Raw genomic sequence first — 19,618 nt, forward strand, 5'->3', positions numbered from 1 at the left:
ATCAGTAGTTTTTCCCCTTTATATTCTCTCTATTTCTTTAATGTAAATCCGAATTTATCCCATGCTTGTAAATAGTCTAGTAAGAAAATCTCTTCTTCTACAATTCGACCAACTACATTTGTTTTTCCTGTATTCACCATATCTTTTAATGCAATTTGTAATTCGCCTTTATACTGGCCATATTGTTCATTATCAATTAATAAATCTCCACGCTTAATTTCACGCGTATTATGAGGTTTAAACTCTTCTTTTTTATATTTCACACGACTTTGTGTAGAACGAATCATATATTCAGATACATCTCCGCGATAAAAATGTGGTTCGTTTAATACGATAATTCTTTCTAGTTCTGTCGTTGTATCATATATTTCTATATCAAATGTTTGTTTCTCTTTATTTAATGCACCTAGTGCTTGTAATTCTTCTTCTGACGCATATGCGTTTGCAATAATAACATCATCAATTAATTCCGTCGCGAATAAATGTTTCGCCTGTGTTGTCATCGGTAATTCACGATGCTGCTCTAATGTACATAACCCTTCTGTTACTGGCCAAGGTCCGTATGTTGCATCAAATGATGAAATAAAAGCTGCCGTTCTCATACCGTAATCTTTAAATTGTTTCGAGCATTTAATGAAATGATCGTATGATAATCCTGAATAACGATGCGGATAAAAATTATGACAACCAATTAAATTTTCACGATTTGGTCTATGACTCATAATGTTATCTACATACTTCGTACCATTGCTCATATTAATCTCAATTTTCAAACCATACGGATTATAAGTCATAATTGATTCTTCTAATCCTGAGAAACCGACATCTAAACGAATACCGTACGCACCTAATTCATGGAAGAATGATAAATCATTATACGAAATACCTAATTGTTCAAAAACAGATGGACTAATATCAACTAATACTTGGAACCCTAATGCATTCGCATGAGAGATCGTTTCTTTAAATTCTTCTATAATTTTCTCTTTTTCTCCATCCACAGATAATAAACATGTGAACACACGTGTAAATCCATATTTACTTGCTAATGTTAAATACTCCTTATCTTTCTCTACTGTTGAATGTTCTGGATAAATAGAAATACCTAATCGTCTCATATGTACACGCCTCTTTCTTCATCATATTGTAAACCTTTTCAAATATATGTAGTGAAAAAGTATATATCCCCTTCTTGTTCACTACTCTTTTGAATCCGCTTTCTTTAAAGAAAAAACAATTTCTATCATTCTTAACACCTACAAGTCTATACATCTATACTTTACATCTTTTTTTCATAGTTGTGTAGCTTTTACACAAATTTGTCAGTTTTTCATCTTAAAAATTGTTATCCGTTTTCAAGACACCTTCCTTGACTGTTGCATTGGCCAATACATATACTCGAAAGAAAAGAGAAAATTTTATATAGGGGATGAATATATGGGAGAAGCAATACTCGTAAAACGAGAACCGTTATGGACGAAAGAGTTTGTTGCTTTAATTTTTGCAAACTTATGTATGTTTTTAGGGTTTCAAATGTTAATTCCAACCTTACCTGTTTATGTGAAAGAAATTGGTGGCACAAGTTCCAATATCGGATTTGTTGTCGGCATGTTTACCGTTGCGGCACTTTTTGTTAGACCGCTAACTGGGAACGCCTTGCAAAAATTCAATAAAAAAATCATTTTAATGATCGGCACTGCTATCTGTTTACTCGCTATGGGCAGTTACCTTTTCGCCTCAACTATCTTTCTCTTGCTTGCTGTTCGTATTTTACACGGAGCTGGTTTCGGTATTACAACGACTACATATGGAACTGTCGTTTCTGATTTAATTCCCTCAGCTCGCCGCGGAGAAGGCATGGGATATTTTGGCCTTTCTGGAACAATTGCAATGGCCCTCGGTCCACTTATCGGACTATGGCTTATGCAAACATATAACTTCACAATTCTTTTTTTATGTGCATTATCGTGCACAGTTGTTTCATTAATATTAACGAAACTACTTCAAATCCAAAAATCGAAACAGCCTCCACAACAATCATCTAGTACTTTTCTCGATGGATTTATTGAGCGTAAAGCTTTACTTCCTTCATTATTAATATTATGTATTACATTAATGTACGGAGGAATCGGAAGTTTTATCACTCTATTTGCTACAGAAGTCGGCATAGCTGATATTAGTCTCTTCTTTTTATGTAACGCACTAGCAATCGCTGTAACTCGTCCATTCTCTGGAAAGCTATATGATGCGAAAGGCCATACATTCGTCATCATTCCGGGAGTTATTATAACTTTTACAGGCATTATTTTATTGTCGTATACGACGACAATTCCGAGCTTAATTATTGCTGCAGCATGTTACGGAAGTGGTTTTGGAGCGATCCAACCTGCACTACAAGCATGGATGATTGACCGCGTAGCACCGCATCGACGCGGCGTAGCAACGGCTACATTCTTCTCCGCATTTGACCTTGGAATCGGCGCTGGAGCGATTATATTTGGATTTATTGCTCATTTTACAAACTATGCAACTGTATATCGTTACTCCTCTCTATTACTTATTGCTTTTCTCTTCATTTACATTACAAGCATAAGAAAACAAAAGCATGGCGATAAAAACACGGAAAAAGCTGCTGGATAATTCAGTGGCTTTTTTATCGTGTTAAAAGAATTATTTCCCCTCGTTTTGCTGTTATAAAACTACATGCATTTTCCTACATATTTTTTTAACTTTCATCAAAAAATATACGATGAACTCGCAGACGCTTTCCTTAATATTCGACTGAACAATATTATTCTAAAAAGTGTGATTTCTTTACAAAATTAAGATTTATACAAGATGAAAACCAATAGAACACAGCTGTTTCTTTAAGGGATTGTAAACTTTTCTTCTCTTTGTAAATTTAGTGTAAATTTTACTAGCAAACCGTTTACAGTGCCTCAAGGTTCAGTTAATAATTACATCGTACATGAAATTTAAGGAGTGGAATGCGTGGAATATAATGTTCAAGATATGATCTTCCAGTTCATTGGTGGATTAGGTATTTTCTTATTCGGGATTAAATACATGGGCGATGGACTGCAACAAGCAGCTGGAGATCGTCTTCGCGATATTCTAGATCGTTTTACAACAAACCCACTTATGGGTGTACTAGCAGGTATGTTAGTTACGGTATTAATCCAATCCAGTTCAGGAACAACTGCTTTAACAGTCGGACTTGTAAGTGCCGGATTTATGACATTAAGACAAGCAATCGGTGTTATTATGGGTGCAAACATCGGTACGACAGTTACTGCATTTATTATCGGAATTAAAATCGGAGAATATGCTCTCCCAGTTATGGCAATTGGAGCAATCTTACTATTCTTCTTTAAAAATAAAAAAGTACATTCTGTAGGTCAAGTTGTATTCGGTTTTGGTATGTTATTCTTCGGTTTAGAATTAATGAGTGCAGGTATGAAACCTCTTCGTTCTTTAGAATCATTCCAAGAATTAACAGTTAGCATGAGTGATAATCCAATTTTAGGAATTGTTGTCGGTACAGTCTTTACTTTAATTGTACAAAGCTCAAGTGCAACTATCGGTATTTTACAAGAACTATTTGGTCAAGGTGCAATCGATTTACAAGCAGCTCTTCCTGTATTATTCGGTGATAACATCGGTACAACAATTACAGCTGTATTAGCAGCAATCGGTACTTCTATTGCCGCAAGACGTGCAGCATTAGTTCATGTTATCTTTAATATTATCGGTACAATTATCTTTACAATTTTATTAGTACCATTTACAAGTTTAATTCAATATTTCCAAACATCATTAAACTTGAATCCAGAAATGACTATTGCATTTGCACACGGAACATTTAACGTAACAAATACAATCATTCAATTCCCGTTCATTGCAGTGTTAGCATGGATCGTAACAAAAATTATTCGTGGTGAAGATGCAGCGATTGACTTCAAACCACAACATTTAAATCCAATCTTTATTGAACAATCTCCAGCCATCGCTTTAACTGAAGCTCAAAAAGAGATTATCCGTATGGCTGAGTTCTCATTACATGGATTAAAAGAAGCAAATCAATTTTTAAATACACAAGACAAAAAACACGCAAACATGGCTACTCAATTAGAAGGAGCTATTAACAATTTAGATAAAAAAATTACCGAGTATTTAGTTTTACTATCAGAAAAGCCACTTTCACCTACGGATTCTGAAAAACATTCTGTTTTAGCAGGTGTTGTTGGAGATATTGAACGTGTCGGTGATCATGTAGAAAACCTTGTAGAACTTGTAGATTTCCAAATTTCAAACCGTGTTTCACTATCAGACGAAGCATTAGCTGAATTAAACGAAATGCTTGAGTTAACAATTTCAACACTGCAAGACTCAGTTGAAGCTTTAACAAACTTCGATACTGAACTAGCTCAAACTGTTATTGCCAAAGAACGCAAAATCGACCAAATGGAACGTGTTCTTCGTAAACGTCACGTATTACGTCTAAACGAACGCAGCTGTTCAGGTGATGCAAGTATCATCTTCGTCGATATGGTAAGTAACTTAGAGCGCATTGGCGATCACGCTGTAAATATCGCTGACGGTGTTTTAGGTGAACAAGGAAAAATCAATTTAAAACAATCATTATAATAAGAAAGAGACGCTAACGTAAGCGTCTCTTTCTTATTATATTTTAACAACTGTTCTTCCTTTTAACTTTCCTTGCAATATAAGTGTAAACTTCTCCTCTAATTCTTCTAATGTACATTCTCCTGTATAAGATCTTAACTCTTTATTACTCCATTCATTTGCTAAGAGCGTCCACACATCACTTCTCACATCTGCTGGACATTGCACAGAATCTATCCCTAAAAGGCTTATGCCTCGTAAAATAAACGGATATACCGTTGTTTGTAATTCCTGGCCTGCCACATTACCGCATGTCGTTACACAACCACCATACTTTACTGTTTTTAAAGCTGTTTCTAACATACGTCCACCTACAGTATCAATAACTCCGGCGTATATCCCTTTTAACATCGGTCTTCCTGATTCATCATTCAATTCCGCGCGATGAATCACTTTTTTCGCTCCTAGACGTAGTAGCATATCTTTCTCTTCCATTTTTCCTGTCGCTCCTACTACGTTAAACCCTAACTTACTTAATATACTAACAGCTACACTGCCTACGCCGCCTGTAGCACCCGTTACTAAAACATCTCCCATATTAGGCTTGATTCCTGCCCCAATAAGCTTATATACCGACAACGCCGCAGTAAAACCTGCTGTCCCGTACATCATACTTTCCTTTAATGACATTCCTTCTGGTAAAGGCACGACCCAAGATGATGGCACGCGAATATATTCTCCGAAACCACCAGAGGTATTCATACCTAAGTCATATCCCGTTACAATAACTTGATCTCCTGCTTTAATGGTAGCATCTTCACTACTCACAACTACTCCTGCAGCATCAATTCCTGGCGTATGAGGATATGTTCTCGTAACACCTTTATTACCAGTAGCTGAAAGAGCATCTTTATAATTTAATGAAGAATAATGAACTTGTATGAATACGTCTCCCTCAGGTAAACTACTTACTTCTCTCTCAACAACTTTTCTTACAAACTGATGATTTTCCTTTTCGTTCACAACGATTGCTCGGAATGATGTATGATTCATTATGCTCTCTCCTTTATCCGTCAAATTCTTCTTTATTATATAGAAGAAATAAGTAAGCTTACTCATTTCTTCTTGGCTATATTTCAACAAATCTTACTTCCCTATCACTTTCTCATAATATATATTTTCATTTCTACTAAAAGCCCTTATACTTATTCTACATCTGACAAATAATATATAGAAAATCTGACTTTTTATAAATATATTGAATTTTTACGAAATGTAAATGTTTTGTAATGTTTTTTTTCGCTAAATTTCATTATAATAAGTGGATATGAGTGTCGTATTTCAATCCAAATGAAGGAGTACAGGAAATGGAGCAAAACCCATCTTTGCAAGAAAATACACGCAATAAACCGAAAAAAAATAAGAAAAAAATAAAAATTATTATAAGCGCTATACTATTCGTTTTATTAATAGGCGGCGGTTATACTTGGTTTTTAGTAAATAAAGCATCTTCTGCTGTTCGAAATGCCGCACACGATTTAGCACGCGGTGATAAATCTGATTTACGTGATAAGGCTGTAAAACCTATTACAAACAATGTCTCTGTTTTAATAATGGGTGTCGATGAAAGCGATGTCCGTGGAAAAGAATATGGTGAAGCTATAAGAACAGACGCGCTTTTACTTGCAACATTTAATAAAGATAGCAAAACTGTTAAACTATTAAGTATCCCACGTGACACATATACTTATATTCCAATAGAAAAGAAAAAAGATAAAATTACACACGCTCATGCATTCGGTTCTGCTAAAAACGGAAAAAATGGTGGACCACAAGCAAGCATTGATGCAGTTGAAAAATTAATGAATGTTCCTGTCGATTATTTTGTAAAATTCAACTTTAAATCATTTATAAAAATCGTCGATGACTTGGGCGGTGTTGAAGTTGATGTACCAGTTGAATTTACTGAGCAAGATAGCAATGATAATGCTGAGGCTATTCATCTAGAAAAAGGTGTTCAAAAGCTAAATGGCGAAGAAGCTCTTGCTCTTGCTAGAACAAGGCACATCGATAGTGATGCAATGCGTGGACAACGTCAACAACTCGTTATCGAGGCTATTTTAAAGAAACTAACAAGTGTTGGTTCTGTAACAAAAGTTGGCAACATCATTGATGATATTAACGGACAATTCGTTACAAACTTAACATTTGATGATATGCTTTCATTCTATAAATATGGATCGGATTCGGAAATTGAGAAATTACAAATCCAAGGTGATGATTGCTACATGGCAAAAGGTGACGATACTTGTAGCAAATCTGCTGGTGGTGGTCGAACTTACTACTACAATCCAGATAAAAAAGAATTAGCTAATGTTACAAATGAACTTCGTACTCATCTTGGGCTACCTGCATATACAAAGTCTGACTCAAACTCTGATTCGAAAAAGACAAAAGAATCTAAGTCTGAAAATTCAAGTGAACGCGAATCAAATAACAATGAAGTGAAAAATAAGAACAAAAATAGCAGTGAAGATACAGAAACATCGTCTAATGACAATGAATAATATAGAAGCGGTTCTCTATGGAGGTAGAGAACCGCTTCTTTTTATTCTTCCAAATATAAAAATCAGAACTTTCTAACTATCTTTTTTAATATTTTTAAATTATAATAAATAGTAGCAATCTATTCCAATTATCAGGGGGCTCATACATATGAAAGCTGCAGTAAAACATAACATCTCAGATTTTAAAGACTACTTAAAATCTAACGATATATACATGGAAGAAAATATAGATGAAAATGATGGCTCTGTTCATTTTTCAGTAGGATTAGAGACTGAAGCTGGCGCAAAGATTCAACTTATCGCTGCTTTCCAAAACGAACATCCTACGGTGGATATATACTGCTTCAATGTTGCTCACGTGCCTGATGCAACATCAACAAATGATATTTTACATGTCATCAATGAATTAAATACATCTTATCGCTTTGCAAAATTCACATTAAATAAGCAAAATGCAATTGATATTTCAACATCTCTTGCATTCTCAGAACCAAACTTTAATCCAGCACTTGTCTTTGAACATACGAGAATGCTATATAAATTAGCAAATGACGAATATAAAAACTTAATGAAAGTTATTTGGGCATAAAGTAAAACTATAATCCGTTAGGTTTACGGGCAATAAATAAAAGGATGGGCTGTAAGCAGCACCATCCTTTTATTTTGATATCATATCGATCCACATTTTAACAGCAGTGCCTACAATTAAAGTGGACAATACATATTGCAGTACTTTTTGATTTAGCCTCTTCCCGACTCGTGCTCCAAGTGGCGCAGCAAATATACTGGCAACCGCAATAATTAGAGCTGGAATGATAACTACTTGCCCAGTAACCATTTTTCCTGTAGTAATCCCTATTGAGGAAATAAACGTAATAGCGATAGATGTTGCGATCGTCATGCGCAGTGGTAATTTTAAAATAACTAGCATAATGGGAACTAAAAGGAACGAACCTCCAGCTCCTATAATGCCTGAAGCTCCCCCTACAACGAACGCTAACAAGCTTGCTAACCATTTATTATACTTCACATCTCCACTATTATTTTGTTTCGGTACAAACATCATAATAGCTGCAATTGTAGCTAATGCTGCATAAACAACATTGACTGTATGTTCCTCTAATATGTTAGCACCGAAACTCCCTATGAAGCTTCCTATTAATATACTAGCTCCCATATACATAACTAACGTTTTATTCATGTCATTACTTTTCCGGTATGCCCAAGCGCCTGCAAAAGTTGCAAAGAATACTTGTACCGCTGTAATACCGCTCACTTCATGTGATGTATAGCCAGAAAATCCCAGCAATACCGGAATGTATAAGATCATCGGATAATTAATAATCGCACCGCCAATTCCAACCATTCCTGATATAAACGATCCTATAAATCCAATTATAAAAAGTAATACGACTAAGCTCATCTTACATCCCCTCCCTTCTAGAAAGAAGATGAATTAAATGAATAAGTTTACATTCCCATCCGAAGCATCTGCTAAATAAGCTCCTACTCCTGCAAACTCTACCCCTTCCATAATCTCTTCCTCTTTTAACCCTAATAAATCTACTGTCATTTGACAAGCGACAAGTTTAATCCCCTGTTCTTTCGCCAAATCGATTAAATCTGGTAAAGGCATCGCATTATGTTTTTTCATAATACCTTTAATCATCTTTGGTCCCATACCTGCAAAATTCATTTTTGATAATCCCATCTTATCCGCACCGCGTGGCATCATTTTTCCAAACACTTTTTCTATAAAAGTTTTCTTTACCTTCACATGCTCATCTTTCCTTAAAGCATTTAATCCCCAAAAAGTATGAAAAATAGTTACCTCTTGATCATACGCCGCTGCACCATTTGCAATAATATAAGCAGCCATTGCTTTATCATAATCTCCGCTAAATAAAACGATTGTTGTTTTCTTCTGTTGTTCCATGTTGTTCTCCCTCCGATTACCTATAGGGGTATTTTATCATTTATAAAAAGGCTCAAATCATGTATCTCTGTACTATACGACTTTACCTTCCCATGCTAACATACCACCTACCATATTAATTGCTTGAAAACCGTAGCTCTCTAAAAACTGAACTGCTCGTGCACTTCTTCCGCCAGAACGACAAACGATAATATACTCTTTCTTTTTATCCAACTCATGCATACGAAACTCTAATAGTCCTAGTGGAATATTACACGCTTCTGGAATTTTCCCTTCGGCTACTTCTTCTACTTCACGTACGTCCACGATATTTACTGCTTCTTTACGTAACAATTTTTCTTCCAATTCTTTTACTGTCATTTCTTTCATTTTAAATCCCCTCCTCACAAACCATTCATACCGCCTGAAACATTGATAACGTGCTGAAATCCTAATTTCTTTAATACCTTTGCTGCTTGCTTACTTCTCATTCCACTTTGGCAAATAACGATTACTTCCTTATTCTTATCTAATTGATTCGCCTTACTTGCTAGATCATTTAGGGGGATATTTTGAAAGCCTTTCATATGATTCCCTCTATATTCACCTACTGTACGGACATCAATAAAATACTTCCCCTTTTTCCCCACTATACTTTTCAATTCTTTGCCATTTATATTTTGAACACCTTTCACTGGTAAAAATCGTGAAATAACAAACCATGCAGCAAGTACAATGAAAAGCGTACTTAATATTGTATTCATATAACCAACCTCTCTATATTTACAAAACTATTGCTTCACTACGCCTTCCTAATCCAAAACTTCAGCACATCGCCTTCTTCTTCAAGCTTTACGATGTCATGGCCACATTTATTTGCCCACGCTGGAATATCCTTAACTGACCCTTTATCCGTTACATGTATTTCTAACACTTCTCCAGTTTGTAGAGCATCCATTGCTCTCTTTGTTCTTACAATCGGCATTGGACATGCTAAACCTTTCGCATCTAACACTTGTTTTATATTCATCATCAATTCCTCCATTTTTTATTTATTTCATTATTCGTGCACTGCACAACGATTTGGACCAATCTCCATTTCACGCTCTTTATCCACACTTGGGTGAATTTTACCCATATTGGTTTGACGAATTTCTTCATATGCATTTGGCTGAGGTGGTAAGTTTTCTGTTACAACTTTACGGAACTCTCCCTCATCCTCAATATTTAATCCTGCATTATGCTCAAATAAATCTTTTAATTTTGCACTAACGATACCACTTTCGTTCATTTCACTTATTTTTGAATAATGAGCCGGTAACACAACTAAATTTTGAGATAGCTCTTTATATCGGCTATACAAAGTATTACGTAAATCACTCACCCAATCTTCAGCCTTACCAGCAAGATCAGGACGCCCAATTGAATCTACAAATAAAATATCGCCTGATAATAAATAAGAATCATCTACAATGAATGACGTACTTCCAATCGTATGCCCTGGTGAGTATAATGCGTCAATTACAATTTTAGTACCCCCCACCGTAATAACAGATCCTTCAACAAGCGGTTCGTATGAGAAAACAACTTCCTCTGCATCTTTTGGTGGTAACCAATACGTACCACCTATCTTTTCCGCTAACTTACGTCCTCCGGAAATATGGTCTGCATGTAAATGTGTATCCATTACATTCGTAATCGTAACGCCATGCTCTTTCGCAAATTCTTCATATGCTTCAACTGTTCTTACTGCATCAATAACTGCTGCTTCACCATTTGAAACGACCATATAAGATAAACAGCCTTTTCCAAGACGGTTAAACTGATACATACTTCCACCATTTTTTAAATCTCCAACTTTTATAGGCTTTACATATTCACTCCAAGCCTTCATGCCACCAGCTAAATAATAAATATTTTCTAATCCAGCCTCTGTTAATTGCTCTGCCACAAATATAGAAGACCCTTCTTTTGCACATACTACTAAAACATCTTTATCTTTAGGTAATTCACTTACAATATGATCTACACCATCTAACAAGTCAAAGTAAGGTCTATTAATAGAAGAAACTTGTTTCCCTTCAATTTTCCAATCTTCATAATCCGCCTCATTACGAACATCTAAAATGAATAACTCTCCGAATAACACTTTCTCTGCCACATCTTTTGCTTGTAACGGTTTAACACTCACTCTATTACCCCCATAGGTATATTTTTATTCAAAAAAATTTATTTCTCTATATTCCCTTGCCACTCTAACATACCTGGAATGACATTTTTCACATTTGAATAACCTTTCTCTTTCAACATTTGGCAAGCTATATCACTGCGATTACCAGTTCGGCAAATAACATAAATTTGCTTCGTCTTATCTAATACTGCGCTGTCTAATTCACCTAATGGTACCGAAATGGCGGATGGAATATGACCAAAAGCAAATTCCGCTGCTTCGCGAACATCTAATACAATGCTCTCTTCTCCATGAGACAATATAGACTGTAATTCTGCATTCGTAATTGTATGTGGATATTTCACAATTTCATTCACTTCATGCTCGTTTGCTTTCCTAACATAATGCACCAATACATTATCCTCGTGTTTCGTCCCGATATATTGATGTCCTACTTTACCCGCCCAACTTTTTATATCTACCGTAGATCCTTTATCTGTTGCCTGAACTTCAATTACTTGCCCTGGTGCTAATCCTTCTATCGCCTTCTTCGTTTTCACAATCGGCATCGGACAAGCCAACCCTTTACAATCTAAACTCATATCCACTTTTATACTCATAATTGATTCCTCCACAACTTATATACATATACCTGTAGGGGTATATTAAAATGTTTTTGAAAATCTGTCAACAATTATGTCTGACAGATTATCGGCTTTTTACAAGTAATTGAACAGCTTCTTTAATTAACTCTTCATTTGAAGCATTACCGCTTTCAAACTGCTCACGCAAACATTGCTCTAAATTTGTCCCAACAACAAGTCCAATTGTACGATCAAGTGCAGAACGAGATGCCGTTAACTGTGTAATAACCTCTCGGCAATCTTTTCCTTCTTCCATCATACGAAGTACACCACGAACTTGACCTTCAATACGTTTCAATCTATTTTTCATATCTTGATTATATTCCATTCTATAATCACCTCATTACCATTATGTCACTATTTATAACCTATGACAATATATTATACCCTATAGGGTATTTTGTAAACCCCTATTTTTAATATTTATCTTATATGTTCACAAAACAAGAAGTGAAACCTTACTATATAGGCTTTCATCTTCCACCAAATTTTGAAGTGGAAGATGAAAAAATATTAATATACAACACGTTCTGGTACTACTGTTCCGTATAATTTAAAGCCACCATCTAAGTTCTTTACCTTATATCCTTTTTCCATTAACATGCGCGCTGCAACATACCCTCTCATACCAAGTTGGCAAGTGATATATATTTCTTTGTCCATTGGCACTTCATCCAATCGATCACGTAATTCATCTAACGGAATATTAATAGAGTCTTTAATCATTCCCTGTTTTAGTTCATTAGGCTCTCGAACATCAATAAGATATCCACCATTTTTAACAATGTGATCTATTTCATGCCATTGCACTGTGCCCACAAAACCATCTACTATATTACTTGCCGCATACCCCACCATGTTTACTGGGTCTTTTGCAGAAGAATAGGGCGGGGCATATGATAATTCTAAATCCGGCAAATCGATTACAGTTAAGTTTGCCTTCATTGCCGTTGCAATAACATCAATACGCTTATCTACACCATCACGCCCTAACGCCTGCGCTCCATAAATTTTTCCGCTTTCTTTATTAAAAATTAATTTTATTAGCACAGGCGTAGCATTCGGATAATATCCCGCATGAGAATTTGCCTGTACATGTACTACCTCATAGGGTATATTTAGTCGTTTTAATATTTTCTCATTCACTCCAGTCGAAGCAACTGTTAAATCAAAAACTTTAGCCACAGAAGTTCCCATCGTACCTTTATATAAAGAATCCGTATGACCATGAATAATATCTGCTAACATGCGACCTTGACGATTAGCTGGCCACGCTAAAGGAATCATCGTTTCTATTTCTGTAACAAAATCTTTCACTTCAATCGCATCACCAATTGCATATACATATGGGTCAGATGTTTGAAATTTCTCATTTACCTTTATCGTTCCTCTAACTCCCAATGCTAATCCTGCCTCTTTCGCTAAACTACTCTCTGGTTGTACACCAATTGCTAAAATAATCATATCTGTTTTTATAACTGAGCCACTTTTTAAACGTACAATAGCCCCGTCTTCTTCTAACGCATCTACACCATCTTCTAAAACAAGCTCAACATTGTGATTTCTCATATGTTCATGTACGTATGCTGCCATTTCATAATCGATTGGTGGCATTACTTGATTCGCCATCTCTACAAGAGTAACATCAATCCCGCGTTCTCTTAAATTCTCAACCATTTCTACTCCAATAAATCCTCCACCAATAACCGTCGCATGACGTGGTTTCTTCTCATCAATATACGCTTTTATACGATCTGTATCAGGTACATTTCGTAACGTAAACAACGCCTTCGCTTCTTCAATGCCCGGAATAGGTGGAACAATTGGTTTCGCCCCTGGTGAAAGAATCAAAACATCATATTCCTCGTTATATGTTTCATCTGTAGTTACATTCTTTATCGTAATTGTTTTCTCTTCTTTATTAATCTTTACAACTTCACTCAATACACGTATATCTAAATTAAAACGTTTTGACATCCTTTCAACAGTTTGTACTAATAACTTTTGTCTTTCTGTAATGACACCGCCAATATAATATGGCAATCCACAGTTTGCGAACGAAATGTATTCACCGCGTTCAACCATAATAATTTCATCTTCCTCACTTAAACGACGAAGCCTTGCAGCTACTGATGCCCCGCCAGCAACTCCGCCTACTACAACAATTTTTCTAGACATATTTCAAACCTCCATGTTATTTATTATTTAATTTTTTCATGAATCACACAAAAACCTATACCTGTATGGGTATATAATAGGGTATAAAAAATTTAATTTCAATCAATATGTCTTTCTTTCACAAATTTGAAACAAATAAAAAAGAACTTAGATACCTCCAAGTTCTTTTGCGTATAGTTCTATAACTTTCTGCACGATTAAACCAATGTATAAATACGTGTTTTGAAAATTTAAATACACCTGTATTTAAATTTTCAAAATCAATAGCTTCTTCACATAAGGTTAAATCCATTCCACGTAAAATTCTTTAATGCCACAACCTGAGAAAACGAATCCCAATGGACTCTTTTTCTACAATGATATATTTATTTTTTTCGTTGCATCTCTATCATTAATCATAACCATCTGCGTCTCGTTATTTGGCAAAAATACGATATATTTTCCCGTTCTCACATTCCTCCAAATAACTTTTCCTTCTTCGTCTGTTTTCCCTATTGAGATCCCAATTTCTTTACTGGGTTCAGGTGATTCGTCTTTCATAAGTATAATTTCAAAATCTTTTATTGGCTGTTTTTCTTTATTTTTCACGTGAAAAGTTACAGAATTAACAACCTTATTAAACTTCTTTTCATTATTTACTATATAACTAGTCATTACGATTATGACCAATACACAAAATAAAATCCATAAAAGCTTATTATATTTATTCAGACCATTTTTTAAGATTATTAAAAACATCGTCTGTCACCCGGTTTCCAGAATTCCAAGAATTACTTCCTACTGCATGGGTAGCTATTATTGTTACACCCGTACGAGAATAGTCATGATATACAGGTGCTCCACTTTGACATCCATAAGTGTCCATCCTATATGTTAAAATTCTAGGACTAGTGCCTTCAATTGGTCCATAATCTGTCCACATAGTATATTTTTCATTTCCTACTTTATCACATGGATACCCTGGAACTACTGCGAGTAATCCCTTTGGAGACTCTACATTAGTAGTTCTATATCCTAACCAACCTGTATAATCTCCAGGAGATCCATTTAATTTAATGGCTCCATAATCAAATTCCGAATCTCCATCATCAGTCCATCCACTTACTGAATAAAGCTTTGTCCAACTATAAGGCAAATACGGTGCTTGGTCTCCATTTCTACCAGGAGTCACAATAACATTTTTTGCCCATCCACCAAGCTTTTTATTGTAAACACAGTGCCCAGCTGTAAATACTGTATCTTTACTAATTAGCGCTCCTGTACCCCCATAAACCTCTTGTCCATTAAATTGAATTACTAAGTGTACTATAGCCCTATAAGGATACAAAGTTGTATTAGTAACTCTAATTCGATCATCTCTTCCTATTACAGAATGTGTAAGGATATTAGATGGATAATTAAAATTACTGTCTCTTAATAAGTATCCCCAATCTTCCCCACCATGTTTACGCCCTTCAAATGAAGGTGAAACAAGATCTTCTCCCCTTCGATCATTACTATACAAAGATTGTTCTTGAAAAAGTACACGTTCTCCCTCATTTGAAACTGATGTCCACGGTACATCTTCTGCATACACCTTCTGATTCACCAAAAATACTGTACAAAAAAAGATAAAAAGAACACCAAAACTATAAAGAGCCAACCTACATCTTATAGAAATAAAGCTATCCAACATAACTTACCTCCTATACAAATGATAGCGAACAATTGAAGATCCCTTTATAAATTCTAGTTTTTCTTTTTTTAGAAGTCAATGTAATTAATAATGATTATCATTATTAATTACATTGACTTAACAAAATCAAACAATGAGTCATATTCTTTACTCTGCGTTCAAAAACCTGTCTCATTAAAGTTTCACCATATTACATAAATCCATAACCTTTTTCACAATCAACTCCGCAGTATTCTCTCCCGGTGGCATTAACAAATTTGTAACTGTTCCATACACAATAGGACTTAATTCTACTTCATATCCGCCATATGCATATTCGTCTTTTGTCGGTAAATAACCAAGATATCCGTTCATATATCCACCAAAGAAAGCCAATTCATTTTGAAGGCTCTCTTTCATTGCTAAGGCAGTTTCTGAAAAAGGTTCCATCGGTATACCTGAAAACATACCATCATTAACTTGAAACAGTTGAACTTCTAAATCTATACGTAACTTCCGAATACCTTGCCTATATTTCTCTAATACGATAGCAACCCATTCATCCGTATTCACGCCCCACTGCTTCTCGGCTAATCGAGCCATGCTTCGTATCTCATCAATTTCAGGAATATCATTCAACTTCATTTGCATCATACTTGAAACTGTCCTTAAATTTAAAATTGGGCTATATGTAACTGCTGGCAACATCGTTAATATATGTCCACTAAGTATGTAAGCCATTTGTTTTAACGCTTCACTTGAACCGCGATACTTCGCATTCACATTTCCAGCGGCACCTTGAACGATAATAACAGGGCAGTTCACTATCTGCTCTAGAATCTCTCTCGTTATTCCAGGATAATCTGCTGATAATTCATCGCTATCACCTTTTAAAACATTCGGATGCGCCGTACAAAATACTATAATCCCAGATAGCTCCTTCGTTTCAGCATCTCTTATTGCCAACATGCCAATTCGCTTATCTACAACACCTTCTATATTTGTTCCCATCTTTGCTTTTCCATCAGATGTTCTCTCTCGTCGGTTTACACCAATATCACCTGTCGTAACACCCCATCCAACTTCGCATCGCTTTAAATTGTTATTTGCAGTAACAGCACCGTGCACTACATTATTTACTAAAATCGTTTTATACGACTTTACTAAAGGATGATCACCGACTGTTTCCGGTCCAGAGTGTGTATGTGTATAAACAACAGTTATTCGCTCAACTGGCACATGAACCTCACTCGCTACTCGTTCACGAATCATATTCGTATCTTCTACTAACATACCGATATTATCAATGCTTATAAACACAGTCTTCATTTCATCTTTTTCAAATACAAAAACTGTCCCATAAATACGCTCTTCAATATTATTTATTCCGTTCTCTCTATGATATCCAACAAAATCAATACCTAAAGGCGGCGTAATATCCACCTTACATACCCCTATTTTGCTCATTTAAATCACTCCATTTCTCTATATAACTCCCTTTTTTCAAGAATAGCATATTTAACTTGGTTCCAAATAAAAAGAACGGACACAGTATCCTATGTCCGTTCTTCCCCTCACACATACTTCCGATGCACCATCTTACCATCATAAGAAAACACAACGCCCTTACTCTCCACAATGGACTCCATATGCACCGTTCTTCCCCATAGTTGATGAAGATATGGTAATACTTTTTCTAAATATTTTAAATCGAGCTCGATTCCTTCGTAACTATGTTTAATGTATAACTCTCCGTTTTTTAAGTAGTCTCCGTCTTCTACTACTAAGTATGGGAAGCCACCATTTGTACGCATATTTACGAGCTGATCACGTACATTTTCCCATTCTTTATCTATTACCTTATATTCTTTTCCTTGGCGCTGGAATAAATACATATCTTCTCTCATTACGAGATCTTTATTTAAGTAGTTTCTTAAGAAGGATACATCCCATTCGATTTCGCGTACTTCAAACATTTTGTCACGGCCAGATCCTGGTTTTACGCCTCGTCGTTTCATTTCTTCAGTCGGATTGTTGTACCGTTCTTCAATATCTTCAAAGATTTTAATACCGAGGTAGTATGGATTAATACTTGTTTTTGATGGCTGAACGACACCTGCATTTAGTTTCGCAAATTCAATTGCTTCATCAGAGGTTAAGTCCATTTCACGAAGTATGCGTTGATGCCAGTAGGATGCCCAGCCTTCGTTCATGATTTTCGTTTCAAGCTGCGGCCAAAAATATAACATTTCTTCGCGCATCATCGTTAATATATCACGCTGCCAATCTTCTAACTCACGGCTATATTCTTCAATAAAGAGAAGTAAATCCTTCTCTGGTTGCGGTGGGATTTTCTTCTTTTTACGTATATTAGAGCGCTCTTGTTTTTTATTTCGGTTATCTAAATTCCATAAATCATCGTATTGCGATACCTTTTTCTTTTCTACTTCTTCCTCTTCTAAATCATCAATACTCCATGCGAGCTTCGGACGCATAAGCGACGGATCAATATGCTCTTGAATGGCAAGTACGGCATCTAAAAATGTTTCTACCTCTGCTTTTCCATACTTATGCTCATAAGCTTTCACACGGTCCGCTGTTGCGGCCATACTCTCTACCATATCTCGCTTCGTATTTGAAAAACGAATATTATTTTTGAAGAAGTCACAGTGTGCTAAAACGTGCGCTACAATTAATTTGTTTTGAATTAAAGAGTTCGTATCTAATAAAAAGGCGTAACATGGATCAGAGTTAATAACGAGTTCGTATATTTTACTAAGTCCTAAATCGTATTGTAATTTCATTCTGAAAAATTGTTTTCCAAAACTCCAATGTGAAAACCTTGTCGGCATCCCATATGCACCAAATGTATAAATAATTTCCGCTGGACATATTTCATAACGCATCGGATAAAAATCAAGCCCAAATCCAGTCGCAATTTCCGTAATTTCCGCAATCGCATATTGCAGTGCTTTATCGTCACTTGCTCTCATTATTTTCCCTCCTTACACTTTCCCTTAAGAAAGTGTATGATGAAGAACAAGCTTTCATGAGGATTGATTGCATAATAAAAAGACACCCCCGCAAAAACGAGAATGTCTCATCTATTAACCTTCAATAATCTCCATCTTCTCCGTAATCGGAGTACGTGCTTTTCCTTCTGGCGCTTTATCGAAATAGCCGATATGAAGAATTCCAACGATACGTTGGCCTCTTGTTAAACCGATTCCTTCTATAAATAATGGATTGTAGTTTAATCCGCCTGATTTCCAAACGCAACCTAATCCGCGTTCCCAAGCAAGAAGTTGGAAGTTTTGCATGAATGCACATGTTGCAGCATAATCTTCATCACGTTGAATTTGACGCGGATCTTCATTTATATATACAACGATTTGTGCAGGCGTGCTTAAAAAACGATCTGATAAAATTTTACCGCGTTTCGCTCTTTCTTCTTCCGTGAAAGAGTTTAATACTGCATCTACTAATTTCTTGCGGCCTTCTCCGATGTATAGTTTACAATTCCATGGTTCACGGTGCTTATGATTTGGTGCCCATGTTGCATCGTTTAATAGTTCAATTAATAAATCTTTTTCTACTGCTTTGTCTGTAAATGTACGAACAGAGCGTCTTTCTTTAATCACATTAGCGATGGAAGTATATGTAGTCATATTTACCTCTCCCTTATTTTTATCTATATGTATAAGTTTATCGTCATCATTGATATTGATTTTCAATTTCGATTATACCTTAGTTTTTTACTATTAATCAATGTTTTATGTTGGAAAACTTCTAAAAACGTCATTTCATACTGTGAATAAAAAAACTTGATTTGTTCACAAGTATTTCACATTTTATGGAAATGAT

The 19,618-nt window shown here is 35.5% G+C and carries 20 protein-coding genes; 4 read left to right on the forward strand and 16 right to left on the reverse strand.

What is annotated here, in order from left to right:
- Nucleotides 1-29 precede the first annotated feature (29 nt).
- Nucleotides 30-1,118, reverse strand: coding sequence for a DUF871 domain-containing protein (locus tag ES895_RS20945; RefSeq protein WP_001253349.1), 1,089 nt, complete (start codon nucleotides 1,116-1,118; stop codon nucleotides 30-32).
- A 319-nt stretch (nucleotides 1,119-1,437) separates the two neighbouring features.
- Here ES895_RS20945 and ES895_RS20955 point away from each other — a divergent pair, with 319 nt between their 5' ends.
- Entirely contained in the window at nucleotides 1,438-2,640 is a 1,203-nt protein-coding gene (locus ES895_RS20955; protein ID WP_000503243.1) for an MFS transporter, read from the forward strand.
- A gap of 351 nt (nucleotides 2,641-2,991) precedes the next feature.
- A complete protein-coding gene (locus ES895_RS20960) occupies nucleotides 2,992-4,647 on the forward strand; it encodes a Na/Pi cotransporter family protein (RefSeq protein WP_000456270.1) in 1,656 nt (551 codons plus the stop codon).
- Between the two features lie 36 nt (nucleotides 4,648-4,683).
- Here ES895_RS20960 and ES895_RS20965 read toward each other — a convergent pair whose 3' ends face one another.
- Nucleotides 4,684-5,679: a YhdH/YhfP family quinone oxidoreductase gene (locus ES895_RS20965; RefSeq protein ID WP_001016957.1), complete on the reverse strand. Its 996-nt coding sequence runs from the start codon at nucleotides 5,677-5,679 to the stop codon at nucleotides 4,684-4,686.
- Nucleotides 5,680-5,993: 314 nt separating this feature from the next.
- On the opposite strand from ES895_RS20965, the gene ES895_RS20970 reads away from it, so the two are divergent.
- Both ES895_RS20970 and ES895_RS20975 read left to right on the forward strand, forming a co-directional pair.
- Nucleotides 5,994-7,193, forward strand: coding sequence for an LCP family protein (locus ES895_RS20970; RefSeq protein WP_000437392.1), 1,200 nt, complete (start codon nucleotides 5,994-5,996; stop codon nucleotides 7,191-7,193).
- A gap of 148 nt (nucleotides 7,194-7,341) precedes the next feature.
- Nucleotides 7,342-7,782, forward strand: coding sequence for a hypothetical protein (locus ES895_RS20975; protein WP_000642362.1), 441 nt, complete (start codon nucleotides 7,342-7,344; stop codon nucleotides 7,780-7,782).
- Between the two features lie 69 nt (nucleotides 7,783-7,851).
- Here the strand turns inward: ES895_RS20975 and ES895_RS20980 are convergent, their stop codons facing one another.
- From ES895_RS20980 to ES895_RS21045, 14 genes are all read right to left on the reverse strand, one after another.
- Complete coding sequence (locus tag ES895_RS20980; protein ID WP_000060715.1) at nucleotides 7,852-8,616, reverse strand: sulfite exporter TauE/SafE family protein; 765 nt, start codon at nucleotides 8,614-8,616, stop codon at nucleotides 7,852-7,854.
- A 33-nt stretch (nucleotides 8,617-8,649) separates the two neighbouring features.
- A complete protein-coding gene (locus ES895_RS20985) occupies nucleotides 8,650-9,129 on the reverse strand; it encodes a DsrE/DsrF/DrsH-like family protein (RefSeq protein ID WP_000437728.1) in 480 nt (159 codons plus the stop codon).
- A 72-nt stretch (nucleotides 9,130-9,201) separates the two neighbouring features.
- Entirely contained in the window at nucleotides 9,202-9,498 is a 297-nt protein-coding gene (locus ES895_RS20990; protein ID WP_000661816.1) for a rhodanese-like domain-containing protein, read from the reverse strand.
- Nucleotides 9,499-9,512: 14 nt separating this feature from the next.
- Nucleotides 9,513-9,872 (reverse strand): rhodanese-like domain-containing protein, encoded by a 360-nt coding sequence (locus ES895_RS20995; RefSeq protein WP_001092317.1) that lies wholly within the window; start codon nucleotides 9,870-9,872, stop codon nucleotides 9,513-9,515.
- Between the two features lie 38 nt (nucleotides 9,873-9,910).
- On the reverse strand, nucleotides 9,911-10,141 hold the full coding sequence (locus tag ES895_RS21000) for a sulfurtransferase TusA family protein (protein WP_002093886.1): 231 nt from the start codon (nucleotides 10,139-10,141) through the stop codon (nucleotides 9,911-9,913).
- 27 nt (nucleotides 10,142-10,168) lie between these two features.
- Nucleotides 10,169-11,299 carry an MBL fold metallo-hydrolase gene (locus ES895_RS21005; RefSeq protein ID WP_098664463.1) on the reverse strand — a complete coding sequence of 377 codons (1,131 nt, stop codon included), beginning with the start codon at nucleotides 11,297-11,299 and terminating at the stop codon, nucleotides 10,169-10,171.
- Nucleotides 11,300-11,337: 38 nt separating this feature from the next.
- A complete protein-coding gene (locus ES895_RS21010) occupies nucleotides 11,338-11,898 on the reverse strand; it encodes a sulfurtransferase TusA family protein (protein ID WP_050821648.1) in 561 nt (186 codons plus the stop codon).
- Between the two features lie 88 nt (nucleotides 11,899-11,986).
- On the reverse strand, nucleotides 11,987-12,250 hold the full coding sequence (locus tag ES895_RS21015; protein WP_000456205.1) for a metal-sensitive transcriptional regulator: 264 nt from the start codon (nucleotides 12,248-12,250) through the stop codon (nucleotides 11,987-11,989).
- Between the two features lie 185 nt (nucleotides 12,251-12,435).
- Nucleotides 12,436-14,100 carry a CoA-disulfide reductase gene (gene cdr, locus ES895_RS21020; RefSeq protein WP_135238618.1) on the reverse strand — a complete coding sequence of 555 codons (1,665 nt, stop codon included), beginning with the start codon at nucleotides 14,098-14,100 and terminating at the stop codon, nucleotides 12,436-12,438.
- A gap of 351 nt (nucleotides 14,101-14,451) precedes the next feature.
- A complete protein-coding gene (locus ES895_RS21025; protein ID WP_135238619.1) occupies nucleotides 14,452-14,838 on the reverse strand; it encodes a DUF2606 family protein in 387 nt (128 codons plus the stop codon).
- A complete protein-coding gene (locus ES895_RS21030) occupies nucleotides 14,804-15,775 on the reverse strand; it encodes a trypsin-like serine peptidase (RefSeq protein WP_135238620.1) in 972 nt (323 codons plus the stop codon). The genes ES895_RS21025 and ES895_RS21030 overlap by 35 nt, the downstream gene beginning before the upstream one ends.
- A gap of 174 nt (nucleotides 15,776-15,949) precedes the next feature.
- Nucleotides 15,950-17,221, reverse strand: coding sequence for a neutral/alkaline non-lysosomal ceramidase N-terminal domain-containing protein (locus ES895_RS21035; protein WP_098207991.1), 1,272 nt, complete (start codon nucleotides 17,219-17,221; stop codon nucleotides 15,950-15,952).
- Nucleotides 17,222-17,328: 107 nt separating this feature from the next.
- Nucleotides 17,329-18,747, reverse strand: a complete 1,419-nt coding sequence (spoVR, locus tag ES895_RS21040; RefSeq protein WP_001202701.1) for a stage V sporulation protein SpoVR — start codon at nucleotides 18,745-18,747, stop codon at nucleotides 17,329-17,331.
- 114 nt (nucleotides 18,748-18,861) lie between these two features.
- Entirely contained in the window at nucleotides 18,862-19,422 is a 561-nt protein-coding gene (locus ES895_RS21045; RefSeq protein WP_000214819.1) for a nitroreductase family protein, read from the reverse strand.
- Nucleotides 19,423-19,618: the final 196 nt, after the last annotated feature.

Source organism: Bacillus sp. 007/AIA-02/001 (assembly GCF_004634455.1).
Classification (GTDB): domain Bacteria; phylum Bacillota; class Bacilli; order Bacillales; family Bacillaceae_G; genus Bacillus_A; species Bacillus_A cereus.